This is a genomic window from Vreelandella neptunia (assembly GCF_022489065.1).
Taxonomy (GTDB): Bacteria; Pseudomonadota; Gammaproteobacteria; order Pseudomonadales; family Halomonadaceae; genus Vreelandella; species Vreelandella neptunia_A.
In genome coordinates this window covers 172,259-198,035 of sequence record NZ_JAKVTW010000005.1, presented here as the reverse complement: position 1 = coordinate 198,035, position 25,777 = coordinate 172,259, and the positions used below count along the sequence as shown (strand labels likewise).

23 protein-coding genes and 1 pseudogene are annotated in these 25,777 nt (G+C 53.0%); 4 read left to right on the top strand and 20 right to left on the bottom strand.

Going from position 1 to position 25,777, the window contains the following annotated elements; translation table 11 throughout:
• Nucleotides 1–89 precede the first annotated feature (89 nt).
• From MLE19_RS09920 to fliD (MLE19_RS09905), 4 genes are all read right to left on the bottom strand, one after another.
• Nucleotides 90–3,485 carry a tetratricopeptide repeat protein gene (locus tag MLE19_RS09920; protein ID WP_240718020.1) on the bottom strand — a complete coding sequence of 1,132 codons (3,396 nt, stop codon included), beginning with the start codon at nt 3,483–3,485 and terminating at the stop codon, nt 90–92.
• Between the two features lie 163 nt (nt 3,486–3,648).
• Entirely contained in the window at nt 3,649–4,764 is a 1,116-nt protein-coding gene (locus MLE19_RS09915; RefSeq protein WP_240718019.1) for a FliC/FljB family flagellin, read from the bottom strand.
• Between the two features lie 364 nt (nt 4,765–5,128).
• Entirely contained in the window at nt 5,129–6,523 is a 1,395-nt protein-coding gene (fliD, locus tag MLE19_RS09910; protein WP_240718018.1) for a flagellar filament capping protein FliD, read from the bottom strand.
• Nucleotides 6,524–6,724: 201 nt separating this feature from the next.
• Nucleotides 6,725–8,071: a flagellar filament capping protein FliD gene (fliD, locus tag MLE19_RS09905; protein ID WP_240718017.1), complete on the bottom strand. Its 1,347-nt coding sequence runs from the start codon at nt 8,069–8,071 to the stop codon at nt 6,725–6,727.
• Nucleotides 8,072–8,385: 314 nt separating this feature from the next.
• On the opposite strand from fliD (MLE19_RS09905), the gene MLE19_RS09900 reads away from it, so the two are divergent.
• Together MLE19_RS09900 and MLE19_RS09895 are read left to right on the top strand one after the other, a co-directional pair.
• On the top strand, nt 8,386–8,742 hold the full coding sequence (locus MLE19_RS09900) for a hypothetical protein (RefSeq protein WP_240718016.1): 357 nt from the start codon (nt 8,386–8,388) through the stop codon (nt 8,740–8,742).
• Between the two features lie 395 nt (nt 8,743–9,137).
• A complete protein-coding gene (locus tag MLE19_RS09895) occupies nt 9,138–10,142 on the top strand; it encodes a serine hydrolase domain-containing protein (protein ID WP_240718015.1) in 1,005 nt (334 codons plus the stop codon).
• Between the two features lie 24 nt (nt 10,143–10,166).
• On the opposite strand, the gene MLE19_RS09890 is transcribed toward MLE19_RS09895, so the two are convergent.
• Genes MLE19_RS09890 through MLE19_RS09880 form a run of 3 tightly spaced genes read right to left on the bottom strand, consistent with a single transcriptional unit; the run spans nt 10,167 to nt 11,792 of the window.
• A complete protein-coding gene (locus MLE19_RS09890; RefSeq protein ID WP_240718014.1) occupies nt 10,167–10,727 on the bottom strand; it encodes a YqhA family protein in 561 nt (186 codons plus the stop codon).
• A 14-nt stretch (nt 10,728–10,741) separates the two neighbouring features.
• The gene (locus tag MLE19_RS09885) at nt 10,742–11,335 is read right to left on the bottom strand and encodes an exopolysaccharide biosynthesis protein (protein ID WP_240718013.1); all 594 of its coding nucleotides are present in this window, start codon (nt 11,333–11,335) and stop codon (nt 10,742–10,744) included.
• Nucleotides 11,328–11,792 carry a TerB family tellurite resistance protein gene (locus MLE19_RS09880; protein WP_240718012.1) on the bottom strand — a complete coding sequence of 155 codons (465 nt, stop codon included), beginning with the start codon at nt 11,790–11,792 and terminating at the stop codon, nt 11,328–11,330. The genes MLE19_RS09885 and MLE19_RS09880 overlap by 8 nt, the downstream gene beginning before the upstream one ends.
• A gap of 225 nt (nt 11,793–12,017) precedes the next feature.
• Between MLE19_RS09880 and MLE19_RS09875 the strand changes: the two are divergent.
• Nucleotides 12,018–12,227: pseudogene (locus MLE19_RS09875) on the top strand (type II toxin-antitoxin system HigB family toxin); the annotation flags it as partial.
• The gene (locus tag MLE19_RS09870) at nt 12,217–12,573 is read left to right on the top strand and encodes a helix-turn-helix domain-containing protein (RefSeq protein WP_240718011.1); all 357 of its coding nucleotides are present in this window, start codon (nt 12,217–12,219) and stop codon (nt 12,571–12,573) included. The pseudogene MLE19_RS09875 and the gene MLE19_RS09870, both read left to right, overlap by 11 nt.
• 25 nt (nt 12,574–12,598) lie before the next feature.
• On the opposite strand, the gene MLE19_RS09865 is transcribed toward MLE19_RS09870, so the two are convergent.
• From MLE19_RS09865 to MLE19_RS09805, 13 genes are all read right to left on the bottom strand, one after another.
• Nucleotides 12,599–13,612 carry a nucleoid-associated protein gene (locus tag MLE19_RS09865; protein ID WP_240718010.1) on the bottom strand — a complete coding sequence of 338 codons (1,014 nt, stop codon included), beginning with the start codon at nt 13,610–13,612 and terminating at the stop codon, nt 12,599–12,601.
• A gap of 54 nt (nt 13,613–13,666) precedes the next feature.
• On the bottom strand, nt 13,667–14,428 hold the full coding sequence (locus tag MLE19_RS09860; protein ID WP_240718009.1) for an ABC transporter permease: 762 nt from the start codon (nt 14,426–14,428) through the stop codon (nt 13,667–13,669).
• Nucleotides 14,425–15,366 (bottom strand): ABC transporter ATP-binding protein, encoded by a 942-nt coding sequence (locus MLE19_RS09855; RefSeq protein ID WP_240718008.1) that lies wholly within the window; start codon nt 15,364–15,366, stop codon nt 14,425–14,427. The genes MLE19_RS09860 and MLE19_RS09855 overlap by 4 nt, the downstream gene beginning before the upstream one ends.
• A 95-nt stretch (nt 15,367–15,461) precedes the next feature.
• Complete coding sequence (locus tag MLE19_RS09850) at nt 15,462–15,740, bottom strand: peptidylprolyl isomerase (protein WP_088701779.1); 279 nt, start codon at nt 15,738–15,740, stop codon at nt 15,462–15,464.
• Nucleotides 15,741–15,800: 60 nt separating this feature from the next.
• Nucleotides 15,801–16,928: a serine hydrolase gene (locus tag MLE19_RS09845; RefSeq protein WP_240718007.1), complete on the bottom strand. Its 1,128-nt coding sequence runs from the start codon at nt 16,926–16,928 to the stop codon at nt 15,801–15,803.
• A 29-nt stretch (nt 16,929–16,957) separates the two neighbouring features.
• Nucleotides 16,958–18,067: a heparan-alpha-glucosaminide N-acetyltransferase domain-containing protein gene (locus MLE19_RS09840; RefSeq protein WP_240718006.1), complete on the bottom strand. Its 1,110-nt coding sequence runs from the start codon at nt 18,065–18,067 to the stop codon at nt 16,958–16,960.
• Nucleotides 18,068–18,253: 186 nt separating this feature from the next.
• Entirely contained in the window at nt 18,254–18,556 is a 303-nt protein-coding gene (locus MLE19_RS09835) for a hypothetical protein (protein WP_240718005.1), read from the bottom strand.
• Nucleotides 18,557–18,890: 334 nt separating this feature from the next.
• Nucleotides 18,891–19,661, bottom strand: coding sequence for an SDR family NAD(P)-dependent oxidoreductase (locus MLE19_RS09830; protein ID WP_240718004.1), 771 nt, complete (start codon nt 19,659–19,661; stop codon nt 18,891–18,893).
• A gap of 57 nt (nt 19,662–19,718) precedes the next feature.
• Nucleotides 19,719–20,882: a Gfo/Idh/MocA family protein gene (locus tag MLE19_RS09825; protein ID WP_240718003.1), complete on the bottom strand. Its 1,164-nt coding sequence runs from the start codon at nt 20,880–20,882 to the stop codon at nt 19,719–19,721.
• 35 nt (nt 20,883–20,917) lie between these two features.
• A complete protein-coding gene (locus MLE19_RS09820) occupies nt 20,918–21,970 on the bottom strand; it encodes a sugar phosphate isomerase/epimerase family protein (RefSeq protein WP_240718002.1) in 1,053 nt (350 codons plus the stop codon).
• Nucleotides 21,971–22,085: 115 nt separating this feature from the next.
• Nucleotides 22,086–23,051 carry an ABC transporter substrate-binding protein gene (locus MLE19_RS09815; protein ID WP_240718001.1) on the bottom strand — a complete coding sequence of 322 codons (966 nt, stop codon included), beginning with the start codon at nt 23,049–23,051 and terminating at the stop codon, nt 22,086–22,088.
• A gap of 77 nt (nt 23,052–23,128) precedes the next feature.
• Nucleotides 23,129–24,154 carry an ABC transporter permease gene (locus tag MLE19_RS09810; protein WP_240718000.1) on the bottom strand — a complete coding sequence of 342 codons (1,026 nt, stop codon included), beginning with the start codon at nt 24,152–24,154 and terminating at the stop codon, nt 23,129–23,131.
• Nucleotides 24,147–25,658 (bottom strand): sugar ABC transporter ATP-binding protein, encoded by a 1,512-nt coding sequence (locus tag MLE19_RS09805; protein ID WP_240717999.1) that lies wholly within the window; start codon nt 25,656–25,658, stop codon nt 24,147–24,149. Before MLE19_RS09805 ends, MLE19_RS09810 begins: the two co-directional genes overlap by 8 nt.
• Between the last annotated feature and the right edge of the window lie 119 nt (nt 25,659–25,777).

Genomic DNA, 25,777 nt, shown 5'->3' with positions numbered 1-25,777 from the left:
TTACGCGCTATACTTTGCGGGTGACACTTATTCCTGAACCGCACATGCATAGAACGCTTTAAAATTTGATAAATAAGAATACGTACCTATCACTGAGGCTGTGCTTTATATTCCTCCCAAAGAGTCGCAACATCCTCTTTACTTACGTTTTGGGCCACTTTGAAAAGCCCTGCAGACTCTACTTTTTCCACTGCTTCCAAAAACGGCAAAACAACATGATATTGGGGCCGATTCCAAAAGTCATGAATGAAAATACGTGCTTCCTGAGGCTCAGTTGAGTACTCAAGAATATGTTGAATAGTGGCCATCGTGCAGGCGACACGAAAACGTCCATCGACAAGTATCAAATCGAACTCTTGGTCATGGTGATGGATGGCATTACTGTAAGTCGAAAACTCTGGTGCTTGCTGCATAGAGACAGGAAACCCCCACTGCTGAGTTGGGCCAATATCGACTGCTTCGATTTGGCATTTTTCACCCAACTTATCCTTCAAAGCGTTGACCCATTTGGCATCGCTTTCCACGCCCTTCACCAGTAAACCTTCTCTCACTGCCCACACGGTAGAACCACCAGAACCAAATTCAAAATAGTGTTTTGCCCGCTTTATACTCTTCAAGAACAAGTCACGCTCAGCAGACGACATAAAAGGTGCATCAGGCACCGGAAACGATTGTGTGTCTTTTGTTGGTAGACCGTTATTATCGTTCGCTGAAGTAACAGTAGGAGCCCTAATCCCCACCATCCCCTCCGCCATCAGATAATTTTCAGCCTTCTCTTCATCTACTTGTTTCAACAATGTAAAAGGCAAATCTTTAATGCCGTACACCGTATACAACAAGAAGGCGAGCTTAATTGATTGATTTTCAGTAAGCTCTTCCATGCGTGCGAAGTTAGGAAGAAAAATGGCATCTGCACTTTGTAGTTCGGTAGCGAGGCGCTTTTCCTTAGACACTTTCTCCGGCAAATAGCTATGGTGCTGCTCGTTAATGAAGCAGTAAAAACGGAAACCATTGCGACTGGCCCAGTGCTGTAACTCTACAAGGCTTGGCTGACGCTCATGTGTTGGCTGAAAAGCGACGCGGGCTTGAATAAGCAGCGTATCCTTTAGCTTATTGTGGCCATGCTCAAGAATGGCGACGGCGTCACTCAGTTCGTCTAGGATGAACCAATCCAGACTAGGCAAGCCCTCTATGTTATCCAACGCGACCGTATTGATGGGTAACTGGGCAAGCACCTTAGCACCTTTTCTGCGGTGCTCAGGCAGTTGGTTTTCTCGTAGCGGAGTAAGCGTGCTGCTTAGTGCGGGATCTAGGCAAGCGTTCAATTTTGTCGGCTGGCCATCACCTAGTAGAGCATGTTGAAAAAGCTGGATGTGTTCATGCTCGTCATAAGCCGATGGGTCTTGCAGGGTGCTTGCCGGGTCGAAAACGAGAATGGTGAATGCATTAAGTTTTGAAAGTTTTATGGCCGCGCCGGTCTTGATGAGCTTGGCGCTGTTATCCATCACGACGAGCTTGCCTTTCAGCTCCCACTGGAACTCATCGGTTTTAGCGGCGGGCCTCTCTTCTACGTGAATATCCAGCAGCTTTTTATCGTCCTCAAACCAGAACTCACCAGATGTACTGAATGTCAGCGCTTCCGGGGCTTTTTCTTCGCAGTAGCGTTGCCATATGGCGCGCATGGCTTGGGTGAAATGCTTAGCGAAGCGGGGGCCATTGCATACAGGCGATTGAAGCAGAACTTGCCGCAAACTGCGACGAATGATGGCTAAACTTTCCAAATCACTGGCTAGCTCTAGCACACGGGCGTGATATTCCTCCCAACTATGGGTCACCAGTTCTGGCATCCCGGCATGAACCAAGTGAGAAGCGCTATGGCGACCAGCAAAAGTTGGGCCAGGCATCGTGATCACTGGCACGCCCATGAGAAACGCTTCGCAGGTAGTTAACCCACCGGAGTAAGGCCATGGGTCGAGGGCGATATCGGCGCGATTATAGGCTTCAAGCAGTTCATAGTTGCCGCCCGGGCCCTCAATTATTAGCCGGTCGCGCTCAATGCCCTCGGCTTCCATCGCGCTATAAAGACGCTCACAAAAGGTTTCACTGGTGTAGGGGCGGCCTTTTAGTAGCAGTTTTGAATTGGGCAAATCATGCATGATGGCCGCCCAACGAGCCAGCGTGACGCTATTGATCTTGGTTGGATTATTAAAACAGGCCAAAGTTATAAAACCGTTGCGGTTGGCTGGCAACTCAGCAATCTCAGGGCGCTTGACCGGTGGGTCAAACACAATATAGTCATCTGGCAAGCGGATGAGCTGTTCGGTATAAAATTCGTCCTCGCCAACGGGTGTTTCAATGTGGTCACTCATTAAGTAGTCAATGGCTTTAACACCCGTTGTATTAATGAGCCCCCCCACCCATTTCACCAGCAGCGGCGCGGGCTGCATGGCCATAACACGCATACGTGTCCCAGCATTATGGCCAGAGAGATCGATAAGAATATCAATTTTATCCTCTCGAAATTGGCTGGCAAGGTCATCGTCCGACATATGACGAATCGACTGCCACGCACTCGTCATTTTCTTGATTCGATCAGTGATATTGTCGGCCATCGCACTGGAAGTGTAAGCGTAAAGTTCAATTTGCGCCGGATCCAGGCTTTCCAGACAACGAACAATCATTTTCCCAACCGGGTGGTTGCGAAGCCCATCGGAAAGCATCCCGACTCTTAGCCGTTTGTTTGGCTGACGATCAGCAGGCACCGGGCGAGGCGGCACATGGCTGGGCGCATAGCGCTGCTCCCAGCCATGTGCCAACTTGGCTATTTCCTCACGACTCGCCATCGGGTCGTAGTGCATTGCGGTTAGGTGATTTGAATAGGCAATAGCACTGTTGGCATTAATCTCGGCAGCCCTGCGATAGAAACGGTAGGACTCCTCAATAAGCCCCAGGTCACGGCGCAAATTACCCGCATTGTTCCAGTGCGAGAAGTTATGGGGATCCATTTTAATAAGCTGATCAAGGGCATCGATGGCTTCATCGTAGCGATAACTAGCACTTAGCGCTCTGCTCAAAACATCCAATACTTGCAGGTTATTTGGCTCAAGCTGCGCCGCCGACTGCGCACATTCAACCGCCTTATCTACCCGAGCGAGCTCCAGGTAGACCTTAGCCGTAATCACCCAGCCGATTACTGAATCTGGTAATATCTCGCGAGCCAGCTCTAGCTTTTCTAGAGCCTGCAGCGGCTTGTGCTGGAGCAGCTCAACATCGGCCAGCCGCACAAGGGCTTCGTGGCTATTGGGCGCGAGTGCCACCGCTTTCTCCAGCGCCAGGCACGCTTTGTCCTGTTCATTACGCTGGCTGAGCACTGCTCCTAGCTGTATCCAAGCAGCTGAATCATTGGGAAAACGCTGAGTCTGCTTGCGCGCTTGGGTGAGGGATATGGTAACGTTTTTGGCAAGCAGCTGTGTTTTTCGGGACATGATAATCAACGCGATAGAATGGGCTTAGGGAGGATTCTAAACTGGCAGAAGAGAGAGCAAAGCCGGGAAAAAGCGGGCAGAACGGCAAGTTTAGGCTTTATTAATTGAAAACGGGCCCAATGGGGCCCGTTCTGTGTACAACATTCGCCTATCTAGGCGTGGATTAACCCAGCAGAGAAAGCACGTTCTGCGGGATCTGATTAGCCTGAGCCAGCACTGAAGTACCGGCCTGCTGCAGAATCTGCGCGCGGGTCATGTTGGCCACTTCTACCGCGTAGTCAGCATCTTCGATACGTGAACGCGCAGCAGACAGGTTCGTTTCGTTGGTGCTCAAGTTATCGATGGCAGACTCAAAACGGTTCTGCACCGCACCCAAGTCAGAGCGCAAGCTATCAACCTCGTTAAGTGCAGCATCAATATCCGCCAGCGGTGTCAGACCTGCCTCTTTAGCTTCAACGGTGGTCAGAGTGGCACCTGTACTATCAAAAGAAACAACACCATCAGCATCAACGCTTGCTGTACCTAGCAGCGCGTATTGATTTTCTCCTTCGTCGTTAACCGTACGCAAGTAGTTAGCACCATCGCTGTTTTGCACAACAGTGCCTGTAACACTGTCAGCAAACGAAGAGCCTTGTACACCCGTAGTGGCTGGAACGGTAGGAACGGCCGCAGTAGTTCCGACTGCAGGAGTCCCTGGAACTTCAGCTGTTCCGGTCCCAGCAAAATCTGAGGCTGCCTGGGCACTGGGCAATTTTGTGACATCCAGACTACTCAAACCGAGGGTTTCAGTGGTGATTTCTTTAAGGCCGACGCTAATAGCCTCACCATCGTTGGCACCTACCTGAATAGCAATGCTCTGATTAGACGCTAGAACCTTTGTGCCGTTAAAGTCGGTTTCAGAGGAGATACGGTCGATTTCTGTTGTACGCTGAGTGATTTCGTCCTGGATAGACTGCAGGTCATTATCAGAGTTAGTACCGTTTTGGGCTTGAACCGTTAATTCACGAATACGTTGAACGTTATCGTTAATTTGATTCAGCGCGCCTTCCGCCGTTTGTGATACTGAAATACCGTCGTTGGCGTTACGCTGCGCTTGTGCCAGACCAGTGATCTGACTGCTCATGCGGTTGGCGATGGCCTGACCGGCCGCATCATCCTTGGCACTGTTGATACGTAGGCCTGAAGATAAGCGCTCCATGGATGTTTGCAGGCTGCTCTGAGACTTGCCCAGGTTTTGCTGGCCGATCATGGATGTGATGTTGGTATTGATCACTGACATGGTGTGAGACTCCTTGCTTTGGACACTGGCCCTGAGGCCTGCTTTCGGCCACTGTTTGTGCCGTTATATTAATTAACGGCAGAGCGAGAGGAATCTTTAGGGGAAGTGGTAAAAAAAGATGTAAAAGTAGGTAACTGAAAGATGAAGAGTTTTCATGCTTGAGTCGGCAGGCACCGAGTGCTTGAGATTGCTTCGCTGCGCTCGCGATGACATATCCCAGTTTATCCAGATTTCGTCAAATCGCTTTTGATAACTTCACAAAGCAAAAGCAGCGCTATGCGCTGCTTTTATGGCCTGAAATAAATGGAACGGCCATTTTTTTTAAAAAGAAGGAAACTTTATCTTAAAGCTTCCCGGATCAAACCTAGTCACGGCCTAGCTGAGCATCAAGGGCATCAAACTGCTGAGTGAGGTAGGAGCTGGTACTGTTCATTTGCGCGATCATCACATCAAGCTGGCTGAATTGAGTACGGTAGCGTGAGATCGTGCTTTCAATACTTTTTTCCATACGCTCATAGCGGGTATCGAGGCTCTTTACTCGGTTTTCCGCGCCTGAAATCGCGCCTTTCAGCACGCCGCTATCGCCTAACATTTGTCCAATTGATGTTTCGAGTTTGCCCGCTAGGCCGCCCTCTGTGGCATCACCGGCAAAAAAGTCACTAAGCGCCTGGGGATTATTGGCCACCAGATCGCTTAGCTTGTCGTCGTCTACTTCCAGCGTGCCGTCACGCAGCAGCGTAATCCCTAACTGGCTGAGGGTGGATAACTCGCCCCCTTCCACACCGCCCGTTAGAACGCTGCGAAGACGTGACTCAATAGTGCGCACAGCACTGTCGCCTAATAGCTCCGCTGCGCTGCCACTTTCGCTGTCAAACGCGGTTAATTTACCGATGGTACCTTTTAAATCATTAAACGCTTTTACAAAACCGTTAATCGCTTCGCGCTGTTTTAGCGTATTGCGCTCAATGTTAACCGTGCTAGACGCGGTTTCGCCTTCTTCAATACTGAGTTCAGCGAGGTTGAGCGTTACCCCTTGAATAGCACCTTCGATTTGGTTTTTGGCACTACTGATCGCGATGCCGTTAACTGTTAGCGCTGCATCTTGCCCTTGGCGCTTGGAGCCAGCTTCGGTGGCTTCACTAAATGGGCCCGTTACGACAGCATTGGCTGCATCTACAAAACTGAAACTGTCGATAGACGCTTCAACGCCCGTCTCTTTAGAACTTAGCGCCAGCCGATAGCCTTCACCGTCATTAATAATAGTGGCGTTAACACCGGCATCTTTATTTGAGTTAATGGCATCACGAATCTCATTCAGCGTGCTATCTGCTGAGATAGCGATATCAACTGAATCGCCACTGCCAAAAGTGAGCTTGAGCGAGGTAGCACCTTGTAAATCAAGTGCTTGATCTTTTTCGTCCACGCGCCCTGAAGCAAGCGTACCTGAGGTTGCCAACTGACTGACTTCTACTCGGTAACTGCCAGGTAATGCATCTTCGGTCGTTGTGGCAGTGATACCCTCCCCACGCACATTAGCGGAAAGGCTTTGATAAAGCTTGGGGTCGTTGATTTTCGCTACGGCGTCTTGAAACGCATTAAGCGAGGTTTGCAGCTGGCCGTAGGCAGAAATTTTGGCTTCTTGCTGCTTTTTTTGAAGCGTGATGGGGGCAAGCTTGCCACGTTCGGCTTCTTGTAATTGATCCAACAGGCCGGTCAGATCAAGACCCGATCCAACGCCAAGGGAGGTTATCGTCGCCATGCTGGGTGTTCCTCAGTGAAAAGGCTAAACCAAAAACATTACGCGCATCGTTTGCGCTAGGAAGTCTGGTAGTTAGCTTATCGACTGAACAGAGGGCAACTTTAGCGCTTTTTCTTTCGCTAACTGGGCTATTTTGTTTTTTACCAACAAAAACGCCTGCTTAGCGCAGGCGTCGGGTTCATCAATTTTTAGCTTACCGCATCAATCACGGCCTAGCTGCGCATCAAGGGCGTCGAACTGCTGAGTGAGGTAGCTGCTCGTTTGGTTCATTTGCGCGATCATGCCGTCCAACTGGCCAAACTGTGTACGGTAACGGGAGATGGTTTGATCAATGGATTGCTCCATACGAGTGTAACGCTCGACCAGCGATTCGGAGCGGTTTTCCGCCCCAGTAATTGCCCCGGTTACGGTGCCATTGGAACCCAACAATTGTTCAAGCGTATTGCTTAACTGACCAGCCATGCCATTCTCTTCAGAGGCACCGGCGAAAAACTCAGAAAGGGCGCCTTGGTTATTTGCAATGGCATTATCGAGATCATCGGAATTGATTTCTAACGTGCCATCGCGCTGTAAAGAAATACCGATATCGCTAAGCGTGGAGAACTGCCCTTCCGAACCGCTGGTAAGCGCAATCCGCATACGTGATTCAACAGTGCGCACTGCGCTATCGCCTAATAGTTCACCGGCTGCACCGGTTTCAGCGTCAAAGCTGGTTAGCTTGCCAATGGTGCCTTTAAGGTCATTGTAGGCATCCACAAAGCTAGTGACTGCTTCGCGAACAGCTAGTGTGTTCTGTTCTACTTTAACGGTGCTTTCGCCTTCTTCTTCAAGGTTTAGCGACACTCCTTGAATGGCGCCTTCCACCTGATTGGTAGAGCTGGTAATCGCGATGCCATTCACCGTTAGGGCGGCATCGGTGCCGCTTTGCAGTGTATTCTCGGTGTCGGCTGCAAACGGGGCAGCACCATCAAAGCTAAAGCTCTCTATAGAAGCATCAGCGCCGGTTTCGCGGGAACTGAGAGCTAAACGGAAATTAGTGCCATCATTAACAATAGTGGCGTTTACGCCAGCACTTTCGTTGGCGTTTATCGCATCGCGAATATCTTCTAGGGAGCTATCTGCCGCTATGTCGATCACCTGAGAAGGGCTACCCGCGAAATTAAGGGTTAGCTCTTGGGCATCCGTGGTAATCGCTTGATCAGCTGTAGCTACGCCATCTGAGGCTAGCGTGCCGCGAGTTGCCAGGGTTTCAACACTTACGTTATAGCTGCCCGGCTGCGCTTCTGCATCGGCAGTAGCGGTGATAGCTTCTCCACCTACGTTGGTGGAAAGGCTTTCGTAAAGCGCACTATCATTGAGCGCATCAGCGGAATCTTGAAACGCTGAAAGCGCGCTTTGCAGCTGTCCGTAGGCTGAAATTTTGGTCTGCTGGGTTTCCAGTTGCCGCTCAATCGGCTCAAGTTTGCCGCGCTCGGCGTCTTGCAGCTGATCCAGCAAGCCGTTGAGGTCGAGGCCTGAACCAATACCGAGTGATGAAATGGAAGCCATGCTTTACCGTCCTTTTTTAAAACGTTGTAACGCTTATGCTTATGCTGTTCATGCCGCAATTCGCTGTGGTGTTAGTTTAAAGCTATCGACCATTTAACATTTAACTTAAATATTTGTCGCTTTTATTGCGTGTCAAAATGTTACTGAAGGTGTTCTTGGCGATATTTCGATGAATGCATACGCCTTGAATATGGCGATTGACCCCACCGAGGCCATCTAGCTCAAACTAATGATAGACCTTGGTCTAACATCAACCTTAGTCTATAATGCGCTGCAACAAGCCCAATTTGGTGCTATTTGCAGGAGAACATTCGATGCCTCCAGAACTCATGAATTCCGAGCTGACTAACGAGCGCCCTGCCCCACCGACTCGTGGGCTCACCACTGCTGCGAGCGTTCAGCGAAGCCTTCGCCAGTGTTTGTCGATTGCCGCTGAGCTGCTGTATGACCATGGCCATGTGCTAGAAACCATCACCCTTTCCCAGCGTGGTTTAACGCGCCGTGAGCTTCTCGTGCTCGGTTCAGTCGCGCCCACTTGGGCAACCTGCCAGCAGGTAATGGAAGATAGCGAAGCCGCTACGTTCAATGAGTATGGCCGCTTTGTATTAACCCGCTTGGGCCGTGAATTGATGTTTGATATGTTTGGCCAGGGTGCCGCTGACTGCGCCTAATGGTTTCCCGGCTGATCGCACATAAAAAAACCGCTCGTAGGTGACACCTACGAGCGGTTTTTATTGGGCTTGTTATCTTGAGCTTAGCGCAGGCCGAGCATCGAAAGAATGAACAAAACAACCACGATAAGACCAACGATATAGATAATATTACGCATAGGGCGCTCCTTGCTTGTTTGCGTTTCTGAGAAATCAAAGGCTTGTTTAGCTTGATAGTAGCACCTCTATGGTAGCAGCCATTAGCGTCTTTTGCCTAATTAGGCGTTTGTGAGGCTGATGGAACCTTCGAAGCGAGCCACTTTCGAAGCTTCGTAACTTTCTCATTGCTCTGCAACATCCGCATATCTGTAGCAACAAGTCTCGAGCACCCAGTTTCTTCCAAGCGAGGTACCACGATGCGCTCACTATTTTTGTTGACGTCCAGCATTTTCGCTTTGTTAGGCGCGTCGTCGATCTATGCTGCAGTACCCACTACCACAACCTTGGCAACACTAGACAGTGAAACGGCTGAGCTAAGCCGTATACACGCCATCGTCGTGGCCCACCAAGGCGAGATCATTCACGAGTATCATCAAGGTGGACCTGGCGTGGCATCGCCTGCCAATATCAAATCGTTATCTAAAACGGTGTTAGCCGCGATTACCGGCGCGGCGATTGAGGCGAATATTGTCGAATCGACTGACCAACCCATGGTTGAGTTGTTTGGCGAGCACCTACCTAACGGCACGGAGCCACAGGTAAGCGACATCACCGTTGCCCATCTACTCGCTCAGCAGGCGGGTCTTGAACGCACCTCAGGCAGCAATTATGGCGCCTGGGTGGCCAGTGAAAACTGGGTCACTGATGCGATGACACGTCCTTTTGTGGATGAACCCGGCGGGCAAATGCTCTATTCAACCGGCACCAGCCACCTCCTTTCAGCCGCCCTTACCCACGCCAGCGGCGAAACGACCCACGCGCTCGCTCAGCGTTTACTGGGCAATCCCCTCAATATCAACATTCGGCCTTGGTTACGCGATCCGCAAGGCATCTATTTTGGTGGCAATGATATGCAGCTTTCGCCGCGGGCGTTAATAGAAGTAGGCGAGCTGTATCGCAATGATGGTGTGGTCAATGGCGAGCGTGTTCTGCCTGAAGGCTGGGTGGAAGCGTCGTGGCAGCCGCGTGGCACCTCACGCTGGACCGGCGATGGCTACGGCTATGGGTGGTTTATTACACAACTAGCAGGGGAAGATGTGTATTACGGGCGCGGCTACGGTGGCCAAGCGTTATACGTTATTCCTGAACGCGAGATGACGGTAGTCATTACTTCAGACCCCAACCCACCCTCACCGGGCGGGCAGTTCCAGCAGCAGTTAAACAGGCTCGTGGAAGGGCTGTTATCAGCCAATGAGCAGTAGCTTCGCCAGTCAATGCAGGCTGGCTTACTCGCCTTTGTGGCCGAGGCTCATCAAATAGAGCGCGGCCGCCAGCGCCAATACTGAAAGGGCTAAGTAGATGGCTTCCAGCGGCGTGGCGAAACGGATATCCACCACGGCGCGGAAAAACTCAATAATCACCGCCAGAATCACCACCCGGGCTATTTTGTCTTTGAGTTGATCCAACGATGCAACGTTAAACGGGTGGCGCAAATTACTCGCTTCGGCTTGGTCAATACGGGAGACAAACAGCCGGTATACGCCCAAGCCAAAGATCAATAGCACGATGGCAATCAGATAAATATCTACCGCGATAATAATGTCAGGCACCAAGCTGTCGTGAATATTCTGCGCACTGCCAAATAGGTAGTAACGAAAAACATCGGCAACCACCTTTAAAATATCCATGGTGCCGACAATAAACAGCATTAATGAGCCCAGCAGACTGGGTATGACCGCCAACATCACCAAGAAGCGTGAATTCCACAGCGCTGTTTCGATGCGCCGTTCCCAGGCCCCCTGTTTTTCCGGCAATTTGGGTGGGGTGGGTGGTGAAGCGTCTGACATGAAAAATACCTTTGTTAGAATAAACTCATCGCGATAAACGCAGTCGTGGCTGCAAACAGTGCAAACCCTAGTAACAGAGCGATACCATCCCGGGCAACCAAGCCTAACCCCAGCAGCGTCAGCGCCAGCCCCGCACCGTTAGCCGAAAAGGGAATGAACTCCATTGGTGGCATGGCAAGGGCGATCAGCAGGCAGACAACCGCCGTCACGCGGATTCCGATATAGCCCGTCAGCCACGGTAAGCGCACGCGCAGCAGCCCATCAATCCAGCGAGCGGGCTTTTTCATGTAATGAATGCCCTTATCGAACTTTTGCCGTGAAAGTGAGCGCTTTAACAGCCAGCCAGGTAGCCAGAAAGCGTCTCGACCAGCGAGAAGTTGCACTGAAACGAGGAGCACCAATGCGGCCATCAGCGTTGGCATACCGGGTATGTCACCAATAATGGGCGTTAGAGTAATTAAACCAGCCACCAGAAGTAGCGGCCCAAATGAGCGCCGCCCTACGGCTTGAACCACATCGTCAACGCTGACCCGCGAAGCGTCCTGCTCCATGTTCTCAATTGAGTCTATTAAATCCATTAAATTCGAGTCTTCGTTGCGGTTATGCATCGTGGTTATTGCGCTCCTCTACGTGCAGTTTGGTGCGGATAAAATCGCTATGGCTCACATACAGCAGATCCGCCAAGCGGCGAATACGGTGCTCTTCCAGTGGATCGACACAGCCGTCTGCCCAGGCAAGCTGCCACATTTGTGCAACCAGTTCGCAGCGCTGGTCGTAATCATAGTGCTCTTTGATCAGGCTCACGAACTGGTAGTGATCGACGGCTTCATCGACTTCGGCTTGCGCCAGCGTCATTAACTCTTCCACATCGCTTTCGCTTAGCCGGTAGCGCTCAATAAGCATAATACGCAGGGCAGCAAGCTCTTCTTCGCTGGTGTCGTAGTCGGCGCGAACAATTTCACACAACAATGCCGCGGTGGCTAGCTCCAGGGTCAACGTTTGGTTTTCGCGCTGCTCGGGTTGCGCCAGCGTGCGCTGGAAGAAATCACTAATGGCATTCAGCATTCGTACTCTCCATTGATAATCATCGACGTCTGACCGCGCTTAACCCTTGAAGTGCATTTATAGATACCTTAAGGCCTTGACTCCCAAAACGGGAGAGAGAACAATTCTCCCAAAAAGGGAGCATCCATGCGGATAATTGCCAAAAGTACATTGCGGAAGTTTTGGGAAACTCCGCAATATAGCGATGCAAAAGGGCCCCTTGAAATCTGACATGATGAAGTAGCCAATGCTCAGTGGAAAACATCTCATGATGTAAAGGCACACTTTGGCAACGCCAGCACACTGGGAAATAACCGAGTCGTCTTTAATATTGGTGGAAACAAATACCGCTTAATTGTTGAGCTTCACTACCGAGCGGGGATTGTATGGGTGAAATTCATCGGCACCCACTCTCAATACGATGAAATTGAGGCGGAGACTGTCAATGCTTATTAAACCTATTCGCAATGACCAAGATTTACAGGCTGCTTTTCATCGCCTGGAGAGTATCTTCCAAACCGAGGAAGGTACCCCCGAAAACGATGAGATGGAGGTTTTGGTCACTCTCATTGAAGCCTACGAAAATCAACACTACCCAATCGCCCCGCCTGACCCAATTGAGGCAATCAAGTTTCGCATGGAACAAAAAGGTCTTACCCGGCTCGATCTAGAGCCCATACTAGGCTCCAGCGGGCGCGTGTCTGAGGTACTGAACCGCAAGCGCAAGCTTTCCCTTAAAATGATGAAAAACCTGCATGATCAGTTGAATATCTCGTACGAAAGCTTGATGAGCCAAGCATAGGCAGCATTTTTGGGGCGCCTTTACCTCAATCCTTCTTGGTAAGCTGCTCTCTCAGTTGCTTAGGCACTTGCTTAATAATTAAGCGATCCTGGGCAGCGTCGTACTCGATGCTTGAGCCCAGCAGGTGCGAATCAAAGCTAATGGAGACGCCACCGGCGCGCCCGGTGAAACGGCGGAACTGGCTTAAGGTGCGTTTATCCGGCGGAATCTCTGGCGAGAGCCCGTAATCGGCGTTGCGAATATGCTCATAAAACGCTTTGGGCTGCTGCTCATTGACTAACCCAGAAAGCTCTTCCAGGGTCATCGGTTCGCCACGGCGCAGCTGTTCGTTGGCGTAATCCACCAGCGTGTCGGTTTTTTCACGACTGACTTCGTCGTCATAATCCTCTTTCTCGACGTAGTCACTAAACGCTTTGAGCAGCGTACGAGTTTCCGCCGGGGCATCGACACCCTCTTCCATACCCAGCAGCGCGACCAATCCTTCGGCGAGTTTTTTACCGCCGCGATCTTTTAGGAACGACACATACTGCGCGTTAGGCGCATCGCTCTGCCACTGGGTAAGGTTAATGCGCGCGGCCAGGGTAAGCTGGCTGGTATTCAACTGGGCGGCGGGCACCGCGTGGTGGTCATCGTTAATGCCAATCCCTTCACGCTGATGCACCAAGGCCATTAGCAGCGTTTCGGTATCACCCTGGCGCTGATGGCTAATCACTAAGTAACCACTCACTGACAGTTGCTCTTGAAGCTGCTTAGCGAGCCGTTCTGCCAAGTCTACTGAAACCTCAACGAAGCTTTTATTGCCCGCCAGATAATCGCTCAGCCACATAGCCAGCGGCCCGGCCTGCTCACCCTCTTCAGCAAAGCGCCCCCAGCCTTTGGGCTTGGTGTTGTAGGTGTCGTTCAGCGCACCTACTAAGCTCGCCATTACCGAGTCGTCGCTGGGCGCCGCCTGTTCTGACTGGGGTGCGGCAGTTAGGGTTAAGCGCTCACCGTCAAGCGTCGGATCAAGGCGGTGCACAATACTTTGCAGTAGTGGCATAAGCGTCTGCTAGCTTCCAGAGGTTAAGTGTTAAAGAGATGACTTAATGTAGAGTCAGGGTTTAAGGCGGTAACCGGTACGAAAAATCCAACCAATCGTCCCCAGGCAAGCTACGAGAAATAGCGCAATCATGCCCACACTCGCCGCTAAACTCACATCGCTGATGCCGTAAAAACTCCAGCGAAAACCGCTCACCAAGTACACCACGGGATTGGCTAACGTAACGTTTTGCCAAAACGGCGGCAGCATATCAATGGAGTAGAAGCTGCCACCCAAAAAGGTCAGCGGGGTAATCACTAACAGCGGCACCAGTTGCAGGCGGTCAAAGCCATCAGCCCAAATGCCGATGATAAAACCCAGCAGGCTAAAGGTGACGGCCGTCAGCACCAGAAAGAACAGCATCCAAAACGGGTGGGCGATTTCCAGCGGTACAAACAGGCCCGAGGTCGCCAAAATAATCAGCCCCAATAGAATCGATTTCGAGGCCGCCGCGCCAACGTAGCCAATCACGATCTCTAAATGCGAGATAGGCGCCGACAGCAGCTCGTAAATACTGCCGGAAAATTTGGGAAAAAAGATGCCGAAAGAGGCGTTTGAAACGCTTTGAGTGAGCAGCATGAGCATAATCAACCCCGGCACAATAAAAGCGCCGTAGCTGACGCCATTGACCTCACTGATTCGCGAGCCGATAGCCGCACCAAACACCACAAAGTAGAGTGATGTAGAGATCACCGGCGAGACAATGCTCTGCAGTAGAGTGCGGCGCGTGCGGGCCATTTCCGCCATATAAATAGCGCGAACAGGGTGAAGGTTCATGCACGCTCCTTAGGGTTAACCAGATCGACAAAAATATCCTCAAGCGAACTCTGCCGGGTGTTCAGGTCTTTAAAGGTGACCCCTTCACGCTCCAGGGCGGTCAGCAGCTCTGAAATTGCGTGGCTGTCCTCTTCCTGGCTACCGTCGTAGGTATAGATCAGTTCATACCCTTCGGCCGCAAGGCTAAGCTCAAAGCGCTGCAGTGTGGCGGGCATCTCGGTTAGCGGGCTGTGCAGGTTGAGCGTTAGCTGTTTGCTGCCCAGCTTGCTCATCAAGGCGGCTTTCTCTTCCACCAGCACCAGCTCACCGCGATTGATAACGCCGATGCGATCGGCCATCTCTTCGGCTTCTTCGATGTAGTGAGTGGTTAGAATAATGGTCACACCGTTATCGCACAGTTGGCGCACCACTTCCCACATCTCACGGCGCAGCTCTACATCGACCCCGGCGGTGGGTTCGTCCAGAAACAGTATGCGCGGCTCGTGGGAGAGCGCTTTGGCGATTAGCACGCGACGCTTCATGCCACCAGAGAGCGTCATCAAGCGGTTGTTACGCTTATCCCATAGCGTTAGCGACTTGAGCACTTTTTCGATATGCGCTGGGTTAGGGGCTTTGCCAAACAGGCCACGGCTGAAACTAACGGTGTTCCAGACAGTTTCAAACGCTTCGTTGGTTAGCTCTTGAGGCACTAAACCAATAAGCTCCCGGGCCTGGCGGTAATGGGTAATATTATCGAACCCATCTACCAGCACATGGCCAGCAGTGGGGTTGACCAAACCGCATACCACACTGATCAGCGTGGTTTTACCCGCCCCGTTGGGACCAAGCAGCGCAAATATCTCGCCACGCTGAATCGTTAAATCAATATGAGTTAACGCCTGAAAGCCACCTTCATAGGTTTTATTCAGGCCGTTAATGGTAATGATGGGGTCGTTCAAGGCGTACTCCTCACGCCGCGACTCGATAGTTTAAACACCATGGTCGCGGCGCTTGACGGCCTTTTAGGCAGAATTAAGAGCGGTTGGTGGAAAAGTTAAGAGCGTTCGGTAATTTCCAACAGGTGGTAACCAAACTGGGTTTTTACCGGGCCGTGGACTTGGCCCACTTCGTCGTTGAACACGACTTTGTCGAATTCAGGCACCATTTGACCGGGGCCAAAACTGCCGAGATCGCCACCTTGACGGCTAGACGGGCAGCTGGAGTGCTCTTTAGCGACTTCCGCAAAGTCGCGGCCATTTTGAATTTCTTCTTTCAGTGCTAGGCACTGCTCTTCACTGCTGACCAAAATGTGTCGGGCGCTGGCGCGTGTCATAACTTTCTCCTGACGGGATCTATTTATCGGGGGTTTAACTTCAAAAGGGCCAATAGTTTATCACGGCTTACCTAGGGCTCCGCTATAGCGAAGGGCTTCGCCTACACTGGCCAAGGCTCGTTCGTGGGCGCTTACCGCCACAGGCCCACGAGTACAGGAGACAATTACCCACGGCCCTTGTGTTGCACTACCGGCATTATCACGCTCGGCAATGCCTGCATCGCAGCTACGCCGCTGCTGAGTACCGGTTTTGTGGGCAAAGCTTACTCCCGCCCCCAGCCCCGCCTTAAGACGCTGTTTGCCGGAACTGGTTCGCTGCATAACATCCAAAAGTGCTTGCCGCTGCTCTGCATCTAAACCCTCCATGACACGTCCTTGCTGAACGGGGTGCAGGCTAGCCATCAGATCACCATAAGCACTAAGCGTACCTACATTTTCACCTGTGGCTTCGTAGGCATCGAAAGCGTGGTCATAATCCGGCTGGGTGAAGGTATCCGCGTTAACTCCCAGTGCACGGGCTAACGCCTGCGCGCGCTGGCTGACCGGGTGCTGGCGTAGCGCCATAAAATCCATACCGCCAAGCGTGCGCGCATCAGGGTGTAACTGGCCGTAAACCCCTTGGCGTACGCCCACTAATTTAGAGATAGGGCCAATCTCATCGGGGTTGCCGCCGCTTGCCGCGATCATGGTTCGGGCGCGTTGATTCACCGCTTCAAGTCCCACTCGGTCAATCAGCATATCGGAAGCGGTATTATCGCTGACGGTAATCATTTGCTCCATCAAGTAGCGGATGGAAATAGGCGTGCCAGGGTCATGCCAATTGGTGGGGCCTGCACCATCAACAAAATCGCTTTGGGCAAGCGTTAGCCGCTCATCCAGCGTTAAGGTACCCGCTTGGCGTTCAGCGAGGACCTGGGCTGCCACCGGTATTTTAATCAGCGATGCTAAGTACCAAGGGTCATCGGCGCGCCATGAAAAAGCTTCGCCACTGGCAAGGTTTTGTACATAAACGCCGAGTTCGCCCTCAAATACACCTTCAATAGCTTGCAGGCGTGCGGTTAAATCGCCCTGCCAGGTGCTCTGTTTATCTACCTCATAGTACCAATTTGTCTCATAGCCCTCTGCGTGAGCAGGAAGCGCTATTAACAGCGCTATGGCCACCAGTCCGCGTTGAATCCAGTGTCGCAAATCGTAAGCTCCAGAAATATTCATGGTGGCTAGCGGTGGTTAGCCATCCAGCGGGTCAACCAAATCCACGCCGCGGCGCCAAGTATCAACAGCCCGCCCACACCAAGTGCCTGTGGATAGGTATACATGCCCTCGCCCTCCCACAGAAAGCGCAGCACTAAAAAGATCATCACAATATGGAAAATAAACGCTTTCAAGGCATCTGAACCGACCACTGTCAGCGGTAAAAGTGCCTTGGCAGCTTTGGCGCCACCGGCTAAAGCAAGGGCTAACAGCACCAGCGCACCGCCTAAGCTAAACAGCATAAACTCTAATCCAGGCGGATGTTTGCCGACGTTGTTGGCCACTGCCACCATCGCCGCGTGCACATCCCCACTGGCAAAAGCGATGGCATAGAACCCGGACACCATCAGTGCGCCCAGGCCCAATAGCGTAAGCACTAAGCGCCGCCGCGAGACCGGCTCAAAATAGCAGCGCAGCAGCGCTTCACCGATAAGCAGCCCGACTAGAATCATCGGCGCACGGCTGATCTGCCCCCAGGTGTAGTGGTCTTCGTGATCCACCAACAGTGCCTTCAGGATATCGTTGCCGCCGAAAGAAAGGCTTTGCAGCCAAATGGTGAGCGCGGTTAACGCGCCAATGATAGCGATTCGACTCCAGAGCGGTGCCCGCGCCCATAGCGGCAGAATCAACGGCACCCATAGCAGTGCAATGGCGTAAAAACCTAAGATTTCGACCCAAATGGCAAACCGCCCATAGAGCAAGGCATCGACGATTTCGCTAGGGGGATAGAACGGCAGCATTTCAATGACCAGCAGTGCTTTGTACCAGAACCAAACTTCTATAGCGCGTAGCCATAGTTTTAACCGGCGTTTAGGCCAATCCTCGCTTTGGGCGTGGGATAGAAACGCCACGGCCAGCGCAATGCCAAACACCAGGATAAACAGCGACGAAGAGAACTTGGTCAGAAGATGGATCGGCACCATGCCCCAGTCGGGCACATTGCGAATACCCACTAAACCACTGACAGCGTGGCTCATAATCATTAAACCAATGGCTAGGCCACGGGCTAAATCTATCGCCTCTATACGGCCCTCGGCCTTGGGCAGTTGGGGAACTTCCGTCCAGTTTAGAGGCATCGAGACATCCTTGTGGGCACCGTAGGCAATGGTTAAGCATAAAGGTGCTTAACACTTTAGCGTGAAATTATATCGTTCGCTTTGGTTGATAGTGTTAACGGCCCCACACAAAGATGCCCCGCAGTTGGCGGGGCATCCGTTGGCTCATCCTTGAGCCCGAGAAAAGTTAGTCCTTAAAGATTGCAATTACCAACCGGTGTCATCTTTCTCCTCTTCACCAGTGGCAGGTACTTCTTGCTCCTCTTCCTCTTCTTCGTAAGTGAATTCTTCCTCTTCCTCTTCGTACTCAGTACCTACATCCGAACCTTTATCTTGCTCAGTGTCGTAGCTGTTATAGGTGCTTTCACCTTCCTGCATCGGCTCTTCTTGAGGGGTAGGCTCTTGCTCTTCGTCACTACCTTCCATTTCAGCGAAGACTAGTGGGCTGGCCATTAGGCCAAACGATACGCCTAGGATGCCAAGCTTCTTGAGATAATCCGTCTTCATCATGATACTGCTCCTATATGGCTTTACTGCTTAAATTAAACGTCGGTGCGAGCATTGCACGTCAGTTTAAAGTGCAAGAACGTCAGGTCGTCCTACCTGTTACGCTCTTACGTACTTCATTGCAGCCACCGTGCCACCTTGTGCCAACAGTAAATAAAAACCATTGCTAAACAACTTCTTATATGTTTAAAACAAATACCAACCTTTTGATTTTATTAATAAAAACTAGCCTTATGCTGTTTAAAATAGGCACATGATTCCCGATTGAGCAGGCCATCGGGGCAACGTAGAAAAGTCTTTTAGTAGATAATCCATCAATGGTCAGCCCATTTTGTCCTTAGGCCCAACCACCATCCACTGCCAACTCCTGACCAGTAATCGCTTGGCTTTCAGAACTGGCTAAAAACAGCACAGCGGGAGCTATATGCTCGGCTTCAAGGCGCATTTTTAAGCACTGGCGTTCTTGAATGGTGGCTTCATCGTCGGGGCCAATCCATTTTTCGAGCTGGCGTTCAGTCATTACAGCGCCCGGTACCAGCGTATTCACGCGGATATGATGCTCCCCCAAATCCCGGGCCAAGCTGCGCGTTAGCCCATGAACCGCCGCCTTGGCGGTGACGTAGGCAGGCAAACCGCCTAACGCCATTTGCACGCTGACCGAGCCGAAGTTAATGATGGAGCCACCATCGGCCTTTATCATCTGTTCGGCTGCCGCCTGGGCAGCGAAAAACATCGGCCGCAGATTGAGCGACATACGTTCATCCCAGTAGCCGACATCGACATCCTGCCAACGGTGTCGATCGTCGCTGGCGGCATTGTTCACCAGGGTATGAATTGGCCCTATGTTCTGGCCTGTCTCGGCGATAACCTGCTGTAGGCTTGCCACATCGCGAATATCGCAGTGGTGATAGCGCGGCGCCTCGCCGGAGTCGGCGCGAAGCTCATCGACCAGTGCCTCGCTGGCAGCATCGTTGATATCAACAAACACCACCCGCGCGCCTTGATGATGAAAAGCACGGGTAAGCGCGGCACCAATGCCACTGCCCCCGCCGGTAATAAAGACCACTCGCTGTTTAAGGTCCACATAACGCGCTGAGTGCTGATTCATATCGCTTCCTACACCGTTTTATTGTTATTGAAGAACCCTTCACTGCACCCAAAGCGACTAAACGTCTACCCACTGCCCGCCTGCTTGCGAGGATTCCAACGCGCGGGTAATAAACGTCAGGCCATCGACACCGTCGGCCACGCCAGGCGTTGGCGCTGCCAGTGAATTGGCGTTGCCGACGTTTTGATGGGCACGGATTTGCACCGCAAAATCACCATAAAGCTGGGCAAAGGCCTCGAGATAACCCTCTGGATGCCCCGCTGGAATTCGCGCCGCGGCCATGGCGGCTTCGCCAAGGCCGGGGCCGTTACGGGTTAAAATTCGCGATGGCTCGCCCAGCGGCGAGTGCAGTAACTGATTGGGGGTTTCCTGACGCCAAGCAAGGCCTCCTTTGCTTCCATAAACGCGCAGCTGCAGGCCGTTTTCGTTGCCCGGCGCGACCTGGCTCGACCACAGCATTCCCCGGGCTCCGCCCTTGAAGCGCAGCAGCATATGCACGTTGTCATCCACCGCGCGGCCTTCCACAAAGGTGTGCATATCGGCGGCGAGGGATTCGAGCTCTAAGCCGGTCACATACCGCGCCAGGTGGTAGGCATGGGTGCCGATATCGCCCAAACAGCCCGCCGGGCCGCTGCGTTTTGGGTCGGTGCGCCATTCGGCCTGCTTTACACCGCTCTCTTCCAAGCGGGTGGAGAGCCAATCTTGCGGGTACTCCACCTGGACGACGCGCAGCTCGCCAAGCTCACCGTTGGCCACCATTTCTCGTGCCTGGCGGACCAACGAGTAGCCGGAGTAGTTATGGGTTAAGCCAAAGAAAAGCCCCGTGCGCTCCACCAGCTCGGCGAGGGTTTGGGCCTCTTCCAGGGTGATCGTCATCGGCTTGTCGCAGATCACGTGAAAACCCGCTTCTAGAAAGGTACGCGCCACGTCGAAGTGCACATGGTTGGGGGTCACAATGGCGACCACGTCAATGCCGTCGGGGCGCTTGCTCTCCGCCTCCGCCATGGTTTGGTAGTCGGGGTAGGCGCGATCAGCGGCTACATGTAAAGCTGCAGCGGATGCCTGACCGCGCTCGGGGTCAGAAGCAAAGGCCCCGGCCACCAGCTCGTAGTGGTCATCCAGCCGGGCGGCTATGCGGTGCACGCCGCCAATAAAAGCACCCTGGCCGCCGCCCACCATGCCAAGGCGGAGACGACGCGGGGTGTCGTGTTGAGTGCTCATGTCGTTTTGTCCTGTCGTCTAGTTGAGTCCCGTTCTTAAAGACCCAGAATGCGTCGATTGGCTGCCTCATCAGAGCCACCGTCGGCAAAGTCGTCGAATGCCCGCTCGGTGACCTCAATAATGTGGTCGCGGATAAAGGTCGCGCCTTCACGGGCACCGACTTCCGGGTGCTTCAGGCAGCACTCCCACTCCAGCACTGCCCAGCCGTGGTAATCGTTGGCCGCCATCCAGGAGAAGATCGACTTAAAGTCGATTTGACCATCGCCAAGCGAGCGAAAGCGACCGGCGCGATCCGTCCATGACTGATAGCCGGAATAAACGCCCTGTTTAGGGCTGGGGTTAAACTCGGCATCCTTAACGTGGAACATCTGAATATGGTCGCGGTAGACGTCCAGAAAGCCGCGATAGTCGAGCTGCTGCAGGATCAGGTGGCTGGGGTCGTAAAGAATATGGCAGCGCGGGTGGTTGCCGACCCGCTCAAGGAACATCTCAAAGGTGATGCCGTCGTGTAGATCTTCGCCGGGATGAATCTCGTAGCACAGGTTCACCCCCGCCTCGTCAAAGGCGTCCAGAATCGGGCGCCAGCGTTTAGCCAGCTCGTCAAAAGCGGTTTCGATCAAGCCCGCAGGGCGCTGGGGCCAGGGGTAAACAAATGGCCACGCCAGGGATCCTGAAAAGGTGCCGTGGTCGGTGAGCCCCAGGTTTTGCGACGCCTTGGCCGCCAGCATTAGCTGCTCAACGGCCCAGGCCTGACGCGCCTTGGGATTGCCGCGTACCTCGGGTACCGCAAAGCCATCGAACATTTCATCATAAGCGGGATGCACCGCCACCAGTTGGCCTTGCAGATGAGTGGAGAGCTCGGTGAGCGCCAAACCGTGCTCGGCCAGGGTGCCTTTGATCTCGTCGCAATAGGTGCGGCTCTCGGCGGCGCGTTTCAAATCGATCATGCGCGCATCCCAACTGGGAATTTGCACACCCTGATACCCCAGCCCCGCCGCCCAGCCAGCGATGCTATCAAGGCTATTAAATGGGGCTTCATCACCGGCAAATTGGGCGAGAAAGAGCGCTGGCCCTTTGATTGTTTTCATAGGACTCTCTCACTATTGTTTTTGATTAAGTGCTTGGGTAGGCGCGGGAAGGAGTAGTGCTTTTTACCCGCGCCTATCTATCAGTACGCGTTATCAGTACGCGATCAGACCGTGTTTAGAACGGAGAGTCGGGGAAGTAGTACTGCTCGGCGTTCTCCTGGGTGATCAGTGGGGAGCCCAGAATATACTCGCCCACCACCGGGCCATTTGAGACAAAGTGCTGCACGGTGAGATCCATCGCCGTGGCAATCATCGCGGGTGGGTAGAGCACGTCCACCGGCACTAATTCATCGCCGTCCATGACACGCTTGATAATGTCCTTCATGCCCGCACCACCAACGATAAACAGCTCGTCTTCGCGGTCTGCCTGGCGCACCGCTTCAATGACCCCTAGCGCGATGTCGTCATCCTGGGCCCAAACGGCATCAATATTGTCGAAGCGCGACAAGTAGTCCTGCATCACTTCAAAGCCATCATCACGGTTCCAGTTGGCATGTTGCATATCGAGGATATTAACCTCGGAGCCATCAATGGCCTCTTGGAAACCCTGCACCCGCTCATCGTCGATCACGGTGGGAATGCCGCGCAGCACCACAATGTCGCCTTCACCATTCAGACGCTCACGGATGTACTCGCCGGAAACGCGGCCTAGCTCATGGTTATTGCCCGCCACATAAAGGTCTTCAATACCCTCTTCAGTCAGGCCACGATCCACGACGGTTACGAACACCCCCGAATCTTTAACACGGCGCACTGGATCGGTCAGCGGCCCAGACTCAAACGGTAGCACGACCAAGGCATCAATATTGCGTAGCGATACCAAGTCTTCCAGATCATTGGCCTGCTCACCTGCCGTACCCGCTGTAGAAATAGTGATTTCAATATCGGGGTAGAGCGCCTCAAGACGCTTTTTGGCCTCTTCGGCGTGGTAGTTGACCCCGCCCGTCCAGCCGTGAGTAGCCGCTGGAATCGATACGCCGATGGTGACTTCTTGGGCAACGGCTGCACCGGAAAACCCTATGGCTGTCGAGAGTGCTGCCGTGGTGGCAAATGTCGCCACGGCTGTTTTGATGGTTGGCATATTAATGCTCCTTTCGTGTTTGTAGTTGTTATGTTGCGCACTGCTTGTGGTTGATGTTGCCCTGATGGCTGGTGAGTTTATGCTCCTGTCTTTCTCCAAGATGCACGCTGCAGGTAGACCGCCACAATGATGATGATCCCCTGCACCGTACCGTTGAGATAGTTGGAAATGGCGTCGGTCAAATTGAGAATATTGCCGATCATGGTGAGCATGATGGCGCCTACCACCGTGCCCCAAATGCGTCCATGACCACCCTTGAGCATGGTTCCGCCGATAATCACCGCAGCAATTGCTTCAAGCTCCCATAGCACGCCGGTCGCCCCTGATGCGGAGCCCAGCCGTGGCACATAAATAATCGTCGCCAACGCCACGCACACGCCTTGCAGCATGTAGGTCATGGTCTTGATACGATCCACATGGATGGCGCTGTATTCGGCGACTTTCTCATTGGAGCCAATGGCAAAGCAGTAGCGTCCAAAGCGGGTGTAATTGAGCAAGATGTAGCCGATGACAGCGACAAAGAAAAACACCCATACCGGAATGGTGATACCAAGAAAGCTGCCGTAATAGACCGGGCGGTAGATATCGCGCACCGCCCAATCCAGCGTTAGAGTGCCTCCATCGGCCAGGTAGGTAACCAGCGAGCGGTAAATCCCCATGGTGCCTAGGGTGACGATAAACGCTTCGATTTTGCCTTTGGTCGTCACGATGCCATTGATAAAGCCTGCGCAAAGCCCCAGCAGTAGCGAGGCGCCAATGCCGAACAGTACGGTGGTCAACCCTGCGCCGAACTGCTCGACGAGGCTGTTCATGAGAATAATCATTACCCCGGCAATAAAGGCGGCCATCGCCCCCACGGAAAGATCCAATCCGCCTGCGGTAATCACGAAGGTGGCGCCGATGGCGATAATGCCGATGAAGGCACTGCGGGTGAGCATATTCGAGAGATTATCCAACCCCAGAAAGGCTGGATTGATCAGCACACCCAGCAGCGCCAAGACCACCAACGCGACGAAGGGCCCCCAGGTTTTCAAGTCAATCGCGAAGCCCTTTTGCCGAGCGGTTGGGTTAGCTGCTTTATTAGTCGTTTTGTTATTAGCCATAACGCTGCTCATCGACCCCTACTCCCTTAATGCCGGATGCGTACTGCATGATTTCTTGTTCATTAATTTGCTCGCCTTCAAGCACCCCAGTGAGCACACCCGCGCACATCACCGCTACCCGGTGGGAAAGCCCAATCAGTTCACCCATCTCGGACGAGATTAAGATGACCGAACGGCCCGCCTCGGTAAGCTCATGAATGAAGTGATAGATCTGGTGCTTGGTGCCCACATCGATGCCCCGGGTCGGCTCGTTGATAATCACGATTTCAGGGTCGATGGACATTACTTTGGCGAGCAGCAGCTTCTGCTGATTACCGCCGGAGAGTTCAGCTGCGGTGCGCGCCGCCGTGCGCAGGCGAATGTCAAAGCGCTGGATAGCCTCTTGAAAGGCGTGCTCTTCACGACGGCGGTCGATCAGCGGATGGCAGTGAGCACGTAAATTGAGCAAGGTAACGTTGGAGCGTAGATCCATATTGAGCACCAGGCCTTTGCCTTTTCGGTCCTCAGTCAGATAAGCAATGCGGTGACGAACGGCGTCGCGTAGATGGCGTAGCACGACTGGTTGCCCGTTGCGAAGTACCTGCCCAGCACTTTTCGCGCGGATACCCAACACCGCTTCTAGGAGCGCCGTTCGCCCCGCGCCCACCACCCCACCAAACCCCAAAACTTCACCACGACGCAGGGTAAAGCTGGCTTGCTTAACGGCGCCTGGCACTAAGAACTCACGTGCTTCCAACACCACCGGTGCATCGGCTGGAAGGTGCGTAAGCGGGGGATACATCTCATTAATCTCCCGCCCTACCATCAGTCGCGCCAGTTCCTCTTTGCTGCGCCCGGCCATGGGCCCGCTATCCACCAAGTGGCCGTCACGCAGCACCGTCACGCGGTCAGCAATCTGCTCGATTTCACGCAGCTTGTGGGAGATATACAGAATGGCCACACCCCGCTGACGCAGGCGGGCTATCAGTGCAAACAGCACCTTTACTTCGTTCTCCGTCAGGGTAGCGGTGGGTTCGTCCATAATCAGCACACGCACATCGCGGGTGATCGCCTTGGCGATCTCCACCATCTGCTGATCAGAGGTGCTGAGGTCTTTCACTCGAGCGCGCGGGTCGACGTCGGTTTCGAGTTCGGCCAGCGCCTCACGGCTACGCTCCCGCATGGCTCGCCGATCGAGAAAAAGCCCTCGGCGCAGTTCGCGACCTAAGAATATGTTCTCTTCCACGCTGAGCTGTTCCGCCAACGCCAGCTCTTGGTGGATCATCACCACACCGTCGGCCTCGGCTTCGTCGCTTGCGCGGTAGTGACGTTGGCTGCCCTCCAGCAACACCTCGCCCGAGGTGGGGCGAAGGTAACCCGCCAGAATTTTTACCAGGGTCGATTTTCCCGCGCCGTTCTCCCCCAGCAGTGCGTGTACTTCACCCGCCTGTAGGTCGAGATCAACGTCGAATAATACTTGATTATCGCCAAACGAGCGGCAGATTTTGCGCGCCGATAAGAGCATGGGGCCACCTGTTCATGACTGTTGTTATTGTGTTGGGGGGCTTACCAACATCGATTGCTATCGCGTGATGCTTGATTTACTTTAGGCGCTAAAATAAATAACTGCATATACAACTTAGG